Consider the following 16,497-nt stretch of genomic DNA (forward strand, 5'->3'; position numbering starts at 1 on the left):
GAAGACAGGGGAGGCGCGACATGACACGCCGCTGGCTGACATCGCTGACCATCGCCGCGGCCTTGCTCGCCGGCGGCGCGGCGCGGGCCGAAAATCCGATCGTGCCGGGCTGGTACGCCGATCCCGAAATCCGGCGGTTCGGGAATCGTTACTGGATCTATCCGACCTATTCGGATCATGCCGAAACGCCCGACGTTTCGCCGCATTTCAGCGAAGAGCAGCAAAGGCTGCGCGGGCAGAAGGCGCTGCGGCCTTCCTATTATATCCAGACCTTCTTCAACGCCTTTTCCTCGCCCGACCTCGTCCACTGGACGAAGCACGAGCATGTGCTCGACGTCGCAAACGTCGCCTGGGCGGCCTATGCGGTGTGGGCGCCGTCGGCGATCGAGAAGGACGGCAAATATTATCTCTTCTTCGGCGCCAACGATATTCAGTCGAACGACCAGCCCGGCGGCATCGGCGTCGCGGTCGCCGACAATCCCGCGGGGCCGTTCAGGGACGCGCTTGGCAAGCCGCTGATCGGCCAGTTCCACAACGGCGCGCAGCCGATCGACCAGTTCGTCTTCCACGACGACGACGGGCAATATTATCTCTATTATGGCGGCTGGGGTCACTGCAACGTCGTGCGCCTCGGCGACGATCTGACCTCCATCGAACCTTTCCCCGACGGCGAGACTTTCAAGGAAATCACGCCCCCCGGCTATGTCGAGGGCAGCTTCGTGGTGAAGCGCAAGGGCGTCTATTATCTGATGTGGTCGGAAGGCGGCTGGACCGGCCCCGACTATTCGGTCGCCTATGCGATGGGGCCATCGCCGACCGGCCCGTTCAAGCCGATGGGCAAGATTCTCGAGCAGGATTTCCATATCGCGCGCGGCGCGGGGCATCATTCGGTGGTCAATGTGCCTGGCACCGACGACTGGTATATCGCCTATCACCGCCGCCCGCTCGGCGACGACAGGGGCGAGCACCGCCAGCTCGCGATCGACCGCATGATCTTCAATCCGGACGGCACGATCGCGCCGGTAAAGATGACCAACGAGGGCGTGGAGCCGCGCCCGCTGGCGCAATGACGGGAAAAAGGGGAGAAATGACGTGAAGACGATCAGGCGCATCGCGCTCGGCGCCGCGGCAGGCGCGCTTCTGTTCGGCAGCATCGGCACGCCTGCGGCGCTGGCTCAGGACGCGGCGGCGCAGGGCGCGCTCGTCGATCTCGTCAACCCGCTGATGGGCACCGATTCGAGCTTCCGCCTGTCCTACGGCAACACCTATCCCGCGGTGACGGTGCCGTTCGGGATGAACAGCTGGACCCCGGTGACTGCCGACGATCCCGGCAGCGGCTGGGGCTACACCTATGACGGCGAAAAGATCAACGGGATCAAGCAGACGCACCAGCCGAGCCCGTGGATGAACGATTATGCCGCCTTCGCGCTGATGGCGGAAACCGGCCCGGTCAAGGTGAAACAGGCCGATCGCGGCAGCTGGTTCAGCCACAAGGCCGAAGAGGCGCGGCCCTATTCGTACAAGGTCTATCTCGCCGACTATGATGTGACGGCGGAAGTCGCGCCGACGATGCGCGCGGCGCAGTTCCGCTTCACCTTCCCCGAAAGCGACGATGCGCACATCCTGCTCGACGGGCTCACGGGCGGGTCGATGGTCAAGGTCGATACGGCGAACCGCCGCATCACCGGCTATGTCCGCAACAACCACGGCGGCGTTCCCGACAATTTCCACAATTATTTCGTCGCCGAGTTCGATCGCGACTTCACCCTCGCGCGCACCTGGGCCGGCGACGAGGCGCCGACGAACGCGGCCTCGCGCGAGGGCGACCATGTCGGCGCGGTCGTCAGCTTCAGGACAAAGAAGGGCGAACAGGTCCACGTCCGCGTCGCCTCGTCCTTCATCAGCCCCGAACAGGCGCTGCGCAACCTGCGCACCGAAATCGGCGACGACGATTTCGACACGACGAAGGCGAAGGCCAAGGCGGCTTGGGAAAAGGAGCTGTCGCGCATCCGCATCGACGACGGCGACAAGGACGATGCGCGCACCTTCTATTCGGCGCTCTACCGGATGCTGCAATTCCCGCGCGCCTTTTATGAAGAGGATGCGACGGGGAAGATCGTCCACTACAGCCCCTACGACGGCAAGGTCCATGCCGGCTATATGTTCACCGACAACGGCTTCTGGGACACGTGGCGCGCAGTCTTTCCCTTCTTCGCGCTGATGTATCCCGACCTCGACAGCCGGATCATGCAGGGGCTGGTCAACACCTACAAGGAAGGCGGCTGGCTCCCCGAATGGGCGAGCCCCGGCTATCGCAACGTGATGATCGGGTCGAACTCGGCCAATCTGATCGCCGACGCCTATATCAATGGCGTGCGCGGTTTCGACGCCGAAACCCTGTACGAAGCGATGGTCAAGAACGCGACGACGAGCGAAGGGCGCCCGACTGACAAGAAGGGGAATGTCGTGAGCGCCGTCGGCCGCGAGGGCGCCGAATATTACAACCGGCTCGGCTATGTTCCCTATGACGTCGGGATCAACGAAAACGCCGCGCGCGCACTCGAATATGCGACCGCCGATTTCTCGATCGCGCGGCTTGCGCAGGCGCTCGGCAAGGAGGCCGATGCCAAGAAATATGCCGCGCGCGCGCTCAACTATCGCAAGCTCTATGACAGCGAGAGCGGCTGGATTCGCGGTCGCAATCAGGACGGCTCATGGGCGACGCCCTTCAACCCCTATAAATGGGGCGATGCGTTCACCGAGGGCAATGCGCTCCACTATAGCTGGGCGGTGATGCAGGACGTCCACGGGCTGATCGAGCTGATGGGCGGGCGCGACAGGTTCGTCGAGCGGCTCGACTCGATCTTCACCACCCCGCCGATCTTCGACGAAAGCTATTACGGCCAGGTGATCCACGAGATCCGCGAGATGCAGATCGTCGACATGGGGCAATATGCCCATGGCAACCAGCCGATCCAGCACATGCCCTATCTCTATGACTGGGCGGGGGCGCCGTGGAAGGCGCAGCAGCATGTCCGCGACATCATGGCAAAGCTCTATTCGTCGGCGCCCGACGGCTATCCGGGGGACGAGGATAATGGCCAGACCTCGGCCTGGTATGTTTTCTCGGCATTGGGCTTCTATCCGGTGGCGCCCGCGACCGGTGAATATGCGATCGGCAGCCCGCTGTTCCGTGCGGTCACCCTGACGATGCCAAACGGCAAGCCGCTGACGATCGAGGCGCAGAACAACAGCGCCGCGAACGTCTATGTCCAGTCGGTGACGCTCAACGGCAAGCCCGTAACCAAGGCCTATCTGACGCACAAGGCGCTGTCACAGGGCGGCACGCTGACCTTCGTCATGGGGCCGCAGCCGAACAAGGCGTGGGCGAGCGACCCCGCCGCCGCGCCCTTTTCGCTGAGCGCGCCCAACTGATGCCGGAGACGATGATGACCCCCAACCGCCGCGAAATCATGGCCGGGGCCGGAGCACTTGCGCTGTCGGCCGCCATCCCCACCGCCGCGCGCGCCGCCTCCTTCGCAAGCAAGCGCCCGGCGCCGGCTGCGCGCAATTTCACCAGTCCCGCGATCGAAGCCGAAATCGCGCGCGTGAAGGCGAAGATCGCCGACGCCGAACTCGCGTGGATGTTCGAGAATTGCTACCCGAACACGCTCGACACGACCGTCCAGACGGACACGCTCGATGGCCGTCCCGACACGTTCGTCATCACCGGCGATATCGAGGCGATGTGGCTGCGCGACAGCTCGGCGCAGGTGCAGCCCTATATCCACCTCGTCACGAAAGACGCTAAGCTCAAGCGGCTGTTCCAGGGGCTGATCCAGCGCCAGGCGCGCTGCATCCTGATCGACCCCTATGCCAATGCCTTCGACAAGGACCCGGGCGCGCCGTCGAAGCTCGAATGGTCCGAGACCGACCAGACCGACATGAAGCCCGGCGTCGCCGAGCGGAAGTGGGAGATCGACTCGCTCTGCTATCCGATGCGCCTCAGCCACGAATATTGGACGCGCACGAAGGACAAGGCACCCTTCGACGACACATGGTCGCGCGCGATGAAACTCGCGGTCCAGACCTTCCGCGTGCAGCAGCGCAAGGACGGCCCCGGCCCCTATCATTTCCAGCGCCCCGCGCTCCAGCCGTCGGACAGTCTGATGCTCGGCGGCTATGGCCGGCCGACGAAGAAGATCGGGCTGATCCACTCGATGTTCCGCCCGTCCGACGACGCCTGCCTCTATCCCTTCCTGATCCCGTCGAACCTGTTCGCGGTGTCGGTGCTGCGCAAGGTCGCTGAGGTCCACCGCGAAGCGCGCGGCGACGCGGCAGCGGCAACCGACGCCGAAGCGCTCGCCGCCGAGGTCGAGGCGGCGCTGAAGGCGCATGCGCTGATCGACGACGGCAAGGGCGGTCAGGTATGGGCCTATGAGATCGACGGCTTTGGCAACCATGTCTTCATGGACGATGCCAATGTGCCGAGCCTGTCGGGCCTCGCGCTGATCGGCGTCGTCGACCGGAACGACCCGCTGTTCCGCCGCACCGCCGATCTCGCGTGGAGCGAGCGCAATCCCTATTTCTTCAAGGGGACGGCGGCCGAGGGGATCGGCGGGCCGCACATCGGGCTCGACATGATCTGGCCGATGTCGATCATCACCCGCGCGATGAACGCCGATGATGATGCGACGATCCTTGAGTGTCTGCGCTGGCTGAAGGGCACGCATGGCGGCACCGGCTTCATGCACGAGAGCTTCCACAAGGACGATCCCGGGAAATTCACGCGCAGCTGGTTCGCCTGGGCGAATGCGCTGTTCGGGCAGCTGATCGTCGAGGTCGCGGACAAGCACCCCGCGCTGCTGGCACGGCCGCTGTGATGGAAGCGCGTTCGATGACCACGACCAGCCGCCGCCAGCTTCTCGCCACCACCGGCCTGCTCACGCTCGGCTCCGCACTCCCTGTCGGCTGCTCGCGCCTCGCGGGCGACGCGACGCTCGGCGCGGGCAAACCCAATCTCTTCATCGGCACGGGCGGGCACGGGCACACCTTCCCCGGCGCCTCGCTCCCCTTCGGCATGGCGCAATTGAGCCCCGATACGAACACCCACGGCTGGGACGCCTGCTCGGGCTATCATCAGAAGGATGGCTCGATCATGGGGTTCAGCCATACCCATCTGTCGGGGACGGGGATCGGCGACATGCTCGACATCCTCGTGGTGCCGACGCGGCAGGAGCTGAAGCTTCAACCCGGTTCGACCGACAATCCCGACGAGGGCTATCGCCAGCGCTATTCGGACGAACATGCCGAGCCCGGCTATTACCGCGTCAAGCTCGAATCGGGCGTGCTCGCCGAGCTCACCGTGACCGAGCGCTGCGGGCTGCACCGCTATCGTTTCGGGCAGGGGCCGGGGCATATCCTGATCGACTTCGCGCACGCGATCGAGGATGATTGGGACAAAGGCATCGTCGTCGAAAACGCCTCGCTCGATTTGGGCGAGGACGGCACACTCACCGGCAGCCGCCAGGTCAACCGCTGGGCGAAGGGCCGCCATATCCATTTCGCGATGCAGATGTCGCGCCGCCCCGACCGGGTGCAATTTTTCGGCGACGACGGCAAGCCCGCGCCCGACGGCGCGACGTCGATCAAGGGCAACAAGCTCAAGGTTGCTTTCTTCTTCGACGATGCCGGTGGCCCGCCGATTCTGATCAAGACGGGGCTTTCGGCGGTCGATGTGAAGGGCGCGCGCGATGCGCTGGCGCAGGAAGTTCCGGCGTGGGATTTCGACGGCGCGGTCAAGGCGGCGCGCGGCAGCTGGGCGAAGGCGCTCGATGGATTCCGCGTCGCGGGCGGCACCGAGGACCAGCGCATAATCCTCGCGAGCGCGCTCTATCATGCGCAGCTCGCGCCGACGCTCTTCACCGACCGCGACGGCCGCTATGTCGGGCTCGACCGCGCGGTGCATCATGCGCCAAAGGGCGAGGAGGCGTTCAGCACCTATTCGCTGTGGGATACCTATCGCGCGCTGCACCCGCTGCTGACCCTGATCGACCCCGATCGCGCCGCGCTCTTGACCCGCGACATCTGCCGCCAGACCGCGCAGAGCCCCGCCGGCCCGCTCGTCTGGCCGCTGCAGGGCGTCGAGACCGCATGCATGATCGGCTGGCACGGCGTCTCGGTGCTCGCCGAGGCGCACGCCAAGGGCATTGCCGCCGACTATGCCGCCGCCTGGCCGGCCATCCGCCGCCGCGCTTTCGACCGCGATTACAAGGATATCGACAGCACATTGGGCCGGGGCTTCTATTACGACCTCGGCTATATCCCGTGCGACGAGGTGTGGGAATCGGTCAGCCGGACGCAGGAATATGCCTATGACGACTGGGCGATGGCGCATCTCGCCGACGCGGTCGGCGCGAAGGAGGATGCGGCGGCGCTGCGCGAGCGTTCGCGCAACTATCGCAACGTCATCGACGCCAGGACCGGCTTCGCGCGCCCGCGCTTCAAGGACGGCAGCTGGTGGAAGGATTATGATCCGATCCAGATCGGGCATGATACGGGCAAGTGGCGCGACTATACCGAAGCGAACGGCTGGCAGGCGACCTTCCTCAACCAGCATGACGTCTATGGGCTGATCGACCATTTCGGCGGCGATGCGGCGTTTGAGAAACAGCTCGACGCGCTGTTCAACGGCCCCTCGACCTTGCCCGACAACGCGCCGCCCGACATTTCGGGTCTCGTCGGCCAATATGCGCATGGCAACGAGCCGAACCACCATGTCGCCTATCTCTATGCCTATTGCGGCGCGCCCGCGAAGACACAGGCGATGGTGCGGCGGCTGCTGACCGAAATGTACCGGAACGACCCCGACGGGGTGATCGGTAACGACGATTGCGGCCAGATGAGCGCGTGGTTCATCCTCTCGGCGCTCGGCTTTTACCCGGTCGACCCGGTGAGCGGCGTCTATGTCTTCGGCTCGCCGCTGTTCGACGTCGCCGAAGTCCGCGTGGGCGCGGGCAGGATGCTGACCGTCCGCGCCGAAAATAATGCGCCCGACCGGCCCTATGTCCAGTCGGTGCGCTGGAACGGCAAGCCGTGGAGCCGGAACTGGATCGCGCACGCCGACCTGATCGACGGCGGCGAACTCGTCTTTGAAATGGGCGCGAAGCCGTCGGACTTCGGCACCGCGAAGCGCGACCGGCCACCGTCGTTCGGCGCGACGCCGAGCTGAGCCGCAGCCGATACAGACCCGGACATACGAACCGAAAAAAATGATAAGAATGGACTATTTAGTGACCCATGCCTCCCCGCTACCGCCGCGCACAATATCCTGTTCGCTTTCGGCCTTGCACCGTTCGGCGGCACCCTCCACAACAGGCGGTCGCCGGGTGAGGGGGGCGCGCTGATGGAAGATGTGACATCCGGGCGCGACGGCGCGCAGCTGTTCGCCGGCGTCGAACTCGGCGGCACCAAATGTATCTGCACCCTCGCGGCCGGCCCCGACGATATTCGCGGCCAGCGGACGATCGCGACCACCGTGCCCTGGGAAACGCTCCCCGCGATCAAGGCGGTGCTCGACGGCTGGGCGGCGGGCCCGGGCTTCTGCGGGCTTGGCGTTGCCGCCTTCGGCCCGCTGCAGCTCGATCCGGGCGCGGGTGACTATGGCCGCGTCGGCGCGACGAACAAGGCCGATTGGGAGGGCGCCGATCTGCTCGGCCCGCTGCGCGCCGCCTATGACGTTCCGATCGGCTTCGACACCGACGTCAACGGCGCGGCGCTCGCCGAGATTCGCTGGGGCAGCGGGCACGGGCTCGGCGATTTCGCCTATGTCACCGTCGGCACCGGGGTCGGCGTCGGCCTGATCGTTCACGGCCGCCCGACGCGCGGCTTCAGCCACAGCGAGATCGGCCACATCCGCGTCCCGCGCCTGCCCGGCGACGATGCGCCAAGCGTCTGCCGCTTTCACGACGATTGCGTCGAGGGCCTCGCTTCGGGCACCGCGGTCAAGGCGCGGGTCGGCGCGCGCCACCTGTCCGACGTCGCCGCCGACGATCCGGTCTGGGACCCGGTGGTGAACAGCCTGTCGGTGATGATCCATGCGCTCGCGGTGACCACCGGGCCGATACGCGTCGCGATGGGCGGCGGCGTGATCGCGGGCCAGCCGCATCTGCTGCCGCGGATCAACGCCGGCGTGGAGGCAAGCCTCGCGGGCTATATGCGGCTGCCGGGCGACGGTCCCTATGTCGTCGCGCCTGCGCTCGGCACGCTCGCCGGGCCGCTCGGCGCGGTGGCGCTGGCGATGGATGCGGCGCAGCTTCGTTAACCTTTGGCTTGGGGGGTGCGGCGGAATGTGCCGCTCCTGCGACGGGCGGACGGGCGATCCTAATCCTTTCTTTACGACGATTGTTTAGACCGGAACCCGGGAATTCGAGGGGGCACTTCGCGGCGCGGGGCCGCGCGAACGGAGGTTCGTGGTGCTCGAACAACAGAAGATCCGGCCCGCATCAATCGTCGGGCCGACCGGCAGCATTATGACGCTCAGGGATTTGCCGAAGCGCAACACGCGGCGGTGGGTCAGCCGCCGCAAGGCCGAAGTGGTCGCCGCAGTCGAAGGCGGGCTGATCACGATCGACGAGGCGTGCGAACGCTATAATCTCAGCATCGAGGAATTCGCCTCGTGGCAACGCGCATACGACCAGCTCGGTATGCCCGCGCTGCGCGCGACGCGCGTGCAATATTATCGCGAGAAGCTGAGTCATTGATCGGACAACGGGGCGCGGCCTTGGCCGCCGCCCCGTGCCGATAGTTGCCTTTGGTTAGAGGCTCATGGCCGTTTTTCGGCCCGGCCCTCCCTCGCTTCCTCGCGGCCGCGCTCGCGCAGCTCGTTCATGTCCTTGTTCAGGAAATAGTTGAGGAAGGTGCGGATCACCGCGATCGCGCCGAGCTTGCCGATGTCGTCCCACGTCGGCGCGAAGGTCGTTTCGACGATGTCGGAGGCGAGCTGAAAGGTCAGGCCCGCGACCAGCCAGCGCCCGAAGGCGAGCCAGACGGGGCGCAGATCATCCTCGCTCGCATTGGTCAGCAACCCGCGCGCGAGTCCGACCGCGCCCTGGATCGACCCCACCGCGATCGCCGCGATAGCCAGGATATTCACCCCGATCGCGACATATTCGGCGAGGATGTCGATTTCTTCCATGCAGGACTACTCCATGTGCTTGTCGAATAGCGGGCGCGGCAAATTTGCGGCCGGCCGTCGCCGGCCGGCCGCACCCCTTTTGCCTTTTTGGCTCAGTCGACCGCCATCGCGGCGGCGGCGAGCTTTTCGAGGTCGAGATATTGCGTCTCTTCCACGGTGACCGCGACGCCAAAGATGCGACCATTTTTGAACTCGCCGGGTGAGCTATATTCCTCGCTCACCGCATCGCCGCTGTCGCGCCCGATGCAAAGGCCGTCGCCCGACAGGGTGAATTTGCCGAGCTGCGTCTTCATGTCGCCGTCATCGACCGCTTCGCTGTCGACATAGAGCGTCGTCTTGCCGAGCGATTCGCCATATTCACCCTGGCCTTCGCGGATGAACTCCATGCCGAGCGTGTGCTTGCCGGGCGTCAGCTTGCCCGAGACGAACTTCTGTTCGGGCTTGATGCCGAGGAAGTTGTATACATAGTGTAGCTTGCCGTCCTTGATGAACAGCGAGTGCCCGCCGAAGCGCGAGCCATGGGCGAAGATCACGCCTTCGCTCTTGTCGGTCAATTCGACGTCGGCGATGATCTTGTACGACCGTCCGCGGACGTTGACCGCCACTCCCTCGGGCACCGGCGAGGTTCCCGGATAATAGATATAACGCTGGCGAGGCGGCTCGGTGGACGGCCGTTCGACGCCGAGCAGTTCGGCGGCGGTGCGGTCGTCGAGCGGCAGGACGTTGTTTTCCTCGGCCTCTTTCATCCACAAATCGACGAGTTCCTTGAGCTTTTCGGGATGCTTGTCGGCAAGATTCACCGTTTCGGAACGGTCATTGTCGGTGTTGTAAAGCTCCCATTCGTCCTGATCGAAATGGCCCTTGCTCGTCAGCGGCGCGTGCAGCGCGACCGCCTTCCAGCCGTCGGCCCACATGCCGCGCGTGCCGAGCATCGCATAATATTGCTTCTTCTTCTGCGTCGGCGCGTCGGGCTTGGCGTCGAAGCTGTATTTCATCGACACGCCCGACAGCGGATGCTGCTTCACGCCGCGGAAGGTCTCGGGCATTTCGACACCGATGCATTCGAGGATCGTCGGCACGATGTCGGTGCTGTGGTGATATTGATTGCGCACCTCGCCCTTCGCCTTGATGCCCTTGGGCCAGTGGATCACCAACGGGCAACAGGTGCCACCGGCATATTCCGAATAGCGCTTGAACATCTTGTAGGGCGCCGAAAAGGCCGCGGCCCAGCCGGTCGGATAGTGGTTGTAGGTTTCCACCCCGCCGAGCACGTCGATATATTTGAGATTTTCCTCGAGCGTATCGGGATAGTTGTTGAAGAATTTATTCTCGTTGACCGAACCGTTCGGGCTGCCCTCGCCCGACGCGCCATTGTCCGAACAATAGAAGATGATCGTATTGTCGAGCTGGCCACTTTCCTCCAGATAGTCGATAATCCGGCCGACCTGGGCGTCGGTATATTCGGAAAAGCCGGCATAGACTTCGGCCATGCGCGCAAAGAGCTTCTTCTCCTGATCGTTGAGCTCGTCCCACGGGCGCACGAAATCGCCTTTGTTGGCGATCTCGTCGGGCAGGAAATTGAAATCCTCGATCCTGGTGTCGGCGGGCAACAGACCCTTTTCGATCATCCGCGGCACCACCCATTTGCGATAGGCGTCATAGCCCTCGTCGAACTTGCCCTTATATTTGTCGGCATATTCCTTGGGCGAATGGTGCGGGGCGTGGTTTGCGCCGGGGCAGAACCACATGAACCACGGCTTCGACGGATTGCTCGCCTTTTGATCGCGGATCATCCGCAGCGCCTGATCGGCCAGATCCTTGGAAAGATGATAGCCGTCTTCGGGGCCATAGGGCTGGTCGATGAAACCGTTATCCTCGACCAGGTCGGGATACCAGTTGTTCGTCTCGCCGCCAAGGAAGCCATAGAAGCGGTCGAAGCCCTGCTGCAGCGGCCATTCGGAGCGCACGCCGCCCGAGCAGATATCCTGTTCGGGGACGTTATGCTCCTTGCCCAGCCAGAATGTCGAATAGCCGTTGCCCTGAAGCATATAGCCGATCGACATGACATTCTCGGGCAGGCGGCCGCTCCAGCCCGGAAAACCCTGAGCGCCTTCGGTGATGCAGGACATGCCGCACAGATGGTGGTTGCGCCCGGTCAGGAAGGTCGAACGCGTCGGCGAGCAGAGCGCGGTGGTGTGCCATTGCGTATAGGTCAGCCCGTTGTCCGCCAGCTTTTGCAGGGTCGGCATGTTGATCGCGCCGCCATAGGGTGACCAGGCGGCCTGCCCGGTATCGTCATACAGAACGATCAGGATATTCGGTGCATCCTTGGGAGGCATCGGAGGGGTGAAAGGACCCCAATCGGGTGTGGAATCGCGCACATCGAGCTTGATGACGCCCTTGAATTCTTTCTCTGCCACAGCTGGCCTCCATGCGTTGGGTTGGTTGCAGGAAACGTCACCGACTCGCGGCGGAGGGGAGACTCCTGTCCCACCAGCATCGCCAAGCCCCCGATGATCGCCATCGGGGGGACTCCCTAGATGGACACGGGGATGGCCTGAGAGGGCAGGAACCGCGGCTGGAAAGCAGGAGATAACGGTCGAGGGCCGGGCCCGGCCCCCGGGGCGGTTGCGTGCGCGACCGCGGGTTTTTCGGCAGGCGCCGGCCGGTGGCGGATCAATCGCGCCGGGGGAGCATCGCGGCGACGCTTGTCATGGCGATCATCGCGACCATCAGCGTCACGGCCGCGAACGCCATGGTGTAAATCGGCTCGCCCGGGAAAAAGGCTTGCATGACCGATCCCATCACTGTCGCGACCAGCAGCTGGGGGATCACGACGAAGACGTTGAACAGGCCCATATAGACGCCAAGCTTGGCCTGCGGCAGGCTGGAAGCGAGGATCGCATAGGGCATGGCGAGCACCGACGCCCAGAAGATGCCGATGAAGATTTCGCTGACGATCAAATGCATCGGGTCGCGCAGCACGAAGAAGCTCGCATAGCCGGCAGCGCCGCAGGCAAGGCCGGTCATATGCGTGCGCGCCTGTCCCAGCCGGCGCGCGAGCCAGGGGAGCAGGGTCAGCGCCGCGATCGCCGCGACGCCGTTGTAGATCGCGAAAAGTTCGCCGACCCAATTGGCCGCCTCCTGATAGGCGGCGCTCGCGGCATCGCGGGTGCCATAATGATATTGGGCGACGATCGGGGTCGTGTTGATCCACATGACGAACAGGGCCGACCAGCTGAAGAATTGCACGATCGCGAGGCGCTTCATCAGCGCCGGCATGCCCGAAAAATCGCCGACGATGCTCGATAGCATATTGGTACTGCTGCCGCGACGAGCGAGCGCGATCGCGAGCATCGAGGCGAGGCCATAGCCGGCCAGCAGCGCGCCGAGCAGCAGCACTTCGCGCAGCAGGCCAAGGCGTATCTGAACGAGCGCGACGACAACCCCCGCGGCGATCCATCCGAAGCTCGCCGCATAGCTGTGCGAGGCGAGCGCGCGCATCGGCGGCAGTTCGACCGCATCGCCCGCGGTTTCGAAGGCCGCCATGCGGGCGGGGTCATATTCGTCGGTCGAGACCACCGTCCACAAGACCGACAGCAGCAGCGCCGCGCCCCCGAACCAGAAGGCATAGCGCACCGTCTCGGGGATCTGGCCCGGCGGTGCGACATTCGCGACCCCGAACGCCTCCATGACCGAGGGAAAGAGCGAGCCGACGACCGCGCCGGCGCCGATGAAGGCGGTCTGGACCGCATAGCCCGCGCTGTGCTGGTCCTTGCGCAGCATGTCGCCGACAAAGGCGCGGAAGGGTTCCATCGAGATGTTGAGCGAGGCGTCGAGCAGCCACAGCATCACCGCGGCGAACCAGATCGACGGGCTTTCGGGCATCGCGAACAGCGCGATCGCGGCGAGGATAGCACCGGCGAGGAAATAGGGGCGCCGGCGGCCGAGGCGCCCGAGCCATGTGCGGTCGCTCAGATGGCCGATGACCGGCTGGACGAGCAAACCGGTAAGCGGCGCCGCGACCCACAGGCCGGGCAGCTTTTCGATATCCTCGCCCAGCGACTGGAAGATGCGGCTCATATTGGCATTCTGCAGCGCGAAGCCGATCTGGATGCCGAAAAAACCGAAGCTGATGTTCCACAGGCCGGCGAAACCTTGCCGTGGCTTTTCCATCTCGCGCTCTCCCCAAACGGCCGCTCGGACGGCTCTCGTCATCCGGAAAGCTTTGCCGCGTGCGCGGGGCGGGGGCAAGCGGCGTGGTTCACGTATACGAATACGCAAAGGCGGCCCACGGGGCTGGGGAAGCCCTGAAAAGCGCCGCCGAACGCTAAACCGCCGTGCTCTGCCGCTTGATCAGCCGTGCGGGCAGCACGCTCGGCTCGACCGTTTCGCCGTCGATGCGGCGGAGCAGCGCATCGACGAGCAGCTCGCCCGCACCCTTCATGTCCTGCATCAGCGTCGTGAGAGTAGGAGAGGTCAGGCTGGCCGAGGGAATATCGTCGAAGCCGATCATCGCGACGTCGTGCGGCAGGCGCAGCCCCGCCTCGGTCAGCGCGCGCATCGCGCCGATCGCGATCAGGTCGCTCGCGGCGAAAATCGCGTCGAAGGCGTGGCCGCCCGCGAGCAAGGCGCGCGCCGCGGCATAGCCCGATTCCTCCGACGACACCGCACCATGCTGCAGCGCCGGGTCGGGGTCGATTCCGGCGGCGCACATCGCGCGGCAGAGGCCGGTGTAGCGGTCCTGGAACTCGGGGGCATGGTCCGACGCGTCGCCGAGGAAGGCGATGCGCCGCCGGCCGATCTCGATGAAATGCGCGCCAGCCTGCTCGCCGGCACCGATGTTGTCGGAGCCGACGGTCAGCCCGATGCTGTCCTTCGACACCGATCCCCAGCGCACGAATTTCGTCCCCATCTCGACCAGATGCTCGAGCTTGGCGCGATAGAGCTGATAGTCGCCATAACCCAGCAGGATGATCCCGTCCGAACGGTGGCTGTCCTGATAATCGACGTGCCAGTCGCTGTGCATCTGCTGAAAGCTGATGAGCAGGTCATAGCCCCTCAGCGCGCACTGGCGCGTGATCGACCCCAGCATCGACAGGAAAAAGGGGTTGATCATCGATTCGTCGGGGGTCGGGTCCTCGAAGAAGAGCAAGGCGATCGTGTGCGTGCGCTGCGACCGCAGGCTCGAGGCGTTCTTGTCGACCGTATAGTTGAGCTCGCGCGCGATGCGCTCAATGTTCGCGCGTGTCGCCGCGCTCACCGATTTGCTGCCGCGCAGCGCGCGCGATACCGTCGGCTGCGATACGCCTGCCAGATAGGCTATGTCGAACGACGTCGGCTTGGACGACGGCTGCCGTCCCATTGTCCCTCTCCTGCCGCGGCATCCCCTTGCGGCCAGATTAGCGGCTCGGCGCCGCCGCGCAAGAATTTGCGCCGGACCGCGCGACGGGCCGCGAGCCGTTGTGGCTTTTCGGCGACAGGCGCTCGGCGTGCATAATATGCGTATACGTATACCCTATGGCGGGCGGCGGCGATTGGTTCCAATTGCGAGGCCGCAGATGGGTAAACCCACGCAGGGGTGAGGATGCCGCGCGGACCAAGGTTCCGCGAACCCCCACCGCTGCGCGAGACATCGTCCCATCGCAGCCAGGGGAGCCAGATATGACCATGCCAGCCAGCCTTCGCCGCGGTGCCAGCGCCATCGCGCTGGGCTTCGCCATCACCACCTTTTTGCCGCGCGCCGCGATGGCGCAGGACCCCGGCGCTATCGCCGAAAACGAAGCGCCCGCCGACGGCGACATCGTCGTCACCGGCATCCGCAGCGCCATCAACAATTCGGTCAAGGCCAAGAAGGACAACACCTCGATCGTCGAGGTCATCTCGTCCGAAGACATCGGCAAGCTGCCCGACCAGTCGATCGCCGAATCGCTGTCGCGCCTGCCGGGCCTGGCGACGCAGCGCCTCGACGGCCGCGCCAATGTCGTGTCGATCCGCGGCCTTGCCCCCGACTTCACCACGACGCTGCTCAACGGGCGCGAACAGGTTTCGGCGAGCAACAACCGCGGCGTCGAACTCGACCAATATCCATCGGAACTGCTGAGCGGCGCCATCGTCTACAAGACCCCCGACGCATCGCTGATCGGGCAGGCGCTCGGCGGCACGATCGACATGCAGACGGTGCGCCCGCTCGCTTATGGCCGCCGCGCGCTCGCCGCCGGCGCGCGCTTCGAGGTCAACGACCTCGGCCAGCTCAATCCCGATATTTCGAACAAGGGCTATCGCGCCAACATCTCCTATATCGACCAGAATGCCGACGGCACGCTCGGCTGGGCGATCGGCTATGCGCGTATGCAGTCGCCGACCGCCGAAGAGCGCTTCAACGCCTGGGGCTATCCCGAGGTCACCGACGGCACGGACACCGCCTTCATCATCGGCGGCGCCAAGCCCTATGTGAAGTCGAACGAGCTCAAGCGCGACGGCGTGATGGCGGTCCTCGAATGGGAACCCAGCGACCGGCTGCACACGACGCTCGACGGCTATTGGTCGAAGTTCAAGGACGATCAGCGCCTGCGCGGCATCGAATTCCCGCTCGCATGGGGCAATTCGACGCTGCTCCCCGGCTTCACGGTCGAAGACGGGCTGGTGACGAAGGGCACCTGGTCGGGGACCGAGGCGGTGATGCGCAACGACGTCGTCCATCGCAACTCGACGATCCTCGCCGGCGGCTGGAACACCAAGTTCAAGCCCAATGAACGGCTGACGCTCGAACTCGACCTCGGCTATTCGCACCTCAAGAAGACCGAGGAAAATCTCGAAATCTATCTCGGCACCGGCCGGGGCCAGAATGTCGGCGCGCGCGAAACCGCACTCGGCTTCGAAATGCGCCCCAACGGCGGCATCCTGTTCGACCCGTCGCTCGACTATGCCGATCCCGACCTGTTCCTGATCACCGATCCGCAGGGCTGGAACAGCTGCGGCGGGACGGTTCCCAACTGCCAGGACGGTTTCGTCAACACGCCGAAGATCAAGGACGAGCTCAAGTCGCTGCGCCTTCAGGCGACGCAGGAATTCGACGGCGCGTTTCGCAGCCTGCGCGTCGGTGCCAATTATTCGGACCGCAAGAAAAGCCTCGACGACCGCGGTTATGTGCTGACCAGCAACAATTATCCGGCCGACACGCGCGTGCCCGACGACTATCTCTATGAGTCTGATTCAAAATTATCGTTCATAATTTCATAGCCTTGCGATGCGGCGAGTGAAGAGTTGTATCGAGGCGACGAAGAGCCATGCGGTTGCCG

The 16,497-nt window shown here is 64.6% G+C and carries 11 protein-coding genes; 7 read left to right on the top strand and 4 right to left on the bottom strand.

Annotated elements, in window-relative coordinates; all coding sequences use genetic code 11:
- Window positions 1-20 precede the first annotated feature (20 nt).
- The 6 genes from CHB69_RS14110 (at window position 21) to sciP (ending at window position 8,762) form a co-directional block, all read left to right on the top strand.
- Window positions 21-1,070, top strand: coding sequence for a glycoside hydrolase family 43 protein (locus CHB69_RS14110; protein WP_089216654.1), 1,050 nt, complete (start codon window positions 21-23; stop codon window positions 1,068-1,070).
- Window positions 1,071-1,092: 22 nt separating this feature from the next.
- Complete coding sequence (locus tag CHB69_RS14115; protein WP_425442429.1) at window positions 1,093-3,435, top strand: GH92 family glycosyl hydrolase; 2,343 nt, start codon at window positions 1,093-1,095, stop codon at window positions 3,433-3,435.
- 14 nt (window positions 3,436-3,449) lie between these two features.
- Entirely contained in the window at window positions 3,450-4,883 is a 1,434-nt protein-coding gene (locus CHB69_RS14120) for a glycoside hydrolase family 125 protein (protein WP_089216673.1), read from the top strand.
- 14 nt (window positions 4,884-4,897) lie between these two features.
- Window positions 4,898-7,231: a GH92 family glycosyl hydrolase gene (locus CHB69_RS14125; protein WP_089216674.1), complete on the top strand. Its 2,334-nt coding sequence runs from the start codon at window positions 4,898-4,900 to the stop codon at window positions 7,229-7,231.
- Between the two features lie 174 nt (window positions 7,232-7,405).
- Window positions 7,406-8,323 (top strand): ROK family protein, encoded by a 918-nt coding sequence (locus CHB69_RS14130; protein ID WP_170935565.1) that lies wholly within the window; start codon window positions 7,406-7,408, stop codon window positions 8,321-8,323.
- 151 nt (window positions 8,324-8,474) lie between these two features.
- The gene (sciP, locus tag CHB69_RS14135) at window positions 8,475-8,762 is read left to right on the top strand and encodes a CtrA inhibitor SciP (RefSeq protein WP_089216655.1); all 288 of its coding nucleotides are present in this window, start codon (window positions 8,475-8,477) and stop codon (window positions 8,760-8,762) included.
- A gap of 62 nt (window positions 8,763-8,824) precedes the next feature.
- Here sciP and CHB69_RS14140 read toward each other — a convergent pair whose 3' ends face one another.
- The 4 genes from CHB69_RS14140 to CHB69_RS14155 all read right to left on the bottom strand — a co-directional run bounded on the left by CHB69_RS14140 (window position 8,825) and on the right by CHB69_RS14155 (window position 14,561).
- On the bottom strand, window positions 8,825-9,196 hold the full coding sequence (locus tag CHB69_RS14140) for a DUF1622 domain-containing protein (RefSeq protein WP_089216656.1): 372 nt from the start codon (window positions 9,194-9,196) through the stop codon (window positions 8,825-8,827).
- Window positions 9,197-9,288: 92 nt separating this feature from the next.
- Complete coding sequence (locus CHB69_RS14145; protein WP_089216657.1) at window positions 9,289-11,616, bottom strand: arylsulfatase; 2,328 nt, start codon at window positions 11,614-11,616, stop codon at window positions 9,289-9,291.
- 256 nt (window positions 11,617-11,872) lie between these two features.
- Window positions 11,873-13,372 (bottom strand): MFS transporter, encoded by a 1,500-nt coding sequence (locus CHB69_RS14150; RefSeq protein WP_089216658.1) that lies wholly within the window; start codon window positions 13,370-13,372, stop codon window positions 11,873-11,875.
- Between the two features lie 154 nt (window positions 13,373-13,526).
- Window positions 13,527-14,561 (bottom strand): LacI family DNA-binding transcriptional regulator, encoded by a 1,035-nt coding sequence (locus tag CHB69_RS14155; RefSeq protein ID WP_089216659.1) that lies wholly within the window; start codon window positions 14,559-14,561, stop codon window positions 13,527-13,529.
- 299 nt (window positions 14,562-14,860) lie between these two features.
- Here CHB69_RS14155 and CHB69_RS14160 point away from each other — a divergent pair, with 299 nt between their 5' ends.
- Window positions 14,861-16,438, top strand: a complete 1,578-nt coding sequence (locus CHB69_RS14160) for a TonB-dependent receptor plug domain-containing protein (protein ID WP_170935566.1) — start codon at window positions 14,861-14,863, stop codon at window positions 16,436-16,438.
- The last annotated feature ends 59 nt before the right edge of the window (window positions 16,439-16,497 follow it).

The sequence above is a fragment of the Sphingopyxis indica genome (assembly GCF_900188185.1).
Lineage (GTDB): Bacteria > Pseudomonadota > Alphaproteobacteria > Sphingomonadales > Sphingomonadaceae > Sphingopyxis > Sphingopyxis indica.

Bases quoted from the DNA above. Each gene is read 5' to 3' on its own strand.
- CHB69_RS14110 (WP_089216654.1), top strand. From the start codon at position 21: ATGACACGCCGCTGGCTGACATCGCTGACCATCGCCGCGGCCTTGCTC.
- CHB69_RS14120 (WP_089216673.1), top strand. From the start codon at position 3,450: ATGACCCCCAACCGCCGCGAAATCATGGCCGGGGCCGGAGCACTTGCG.
- CHB69_RS14125 (WP_089216674.1), top strand. From the start codon at position 4,898: ATGACCACGACCAGCCGCCGCCAGCTTCTCGCCACCACCGGCCTGCTC.
- CHB69_RS14130 (WP_170935565.1), top strand. From the start codon at position 7,406: ATGGAAGATGTGACATCCGGGCGCGACGGCGCGCAGCTGTTCGCCGGC.
- CHB69_RS14140 (WP_089216656.1), bottom strand. From the start codon at position 9,196: ATGGAAGAAATCGACATCCTCGCCGAATATGTCGCGATCGGGGTGAAT.
- CHB69_RS14150 (WP_089216658.1), bottom strand. From the start codon at position 13,372: ATGGAAAAGCCACGGCAAGGTTTCGCCGGCCTGTGGAACATCAGCTTC.
- CHB69_RS14155 (WP_089216659.1), bottom strand. From the start codon at position 14,561: ATGGGACGGCAGCCGTCGTCCAAGCCGACGTCGTTCGACATAGCCTAT.
- CHB69_RS14160 (WP_170935566.1), top strand. From the start codon at position 14,861: ATGACCATGCCAGCCAGCCTTCGCCGCGGTGCCAGCGCCATCGCGCTG.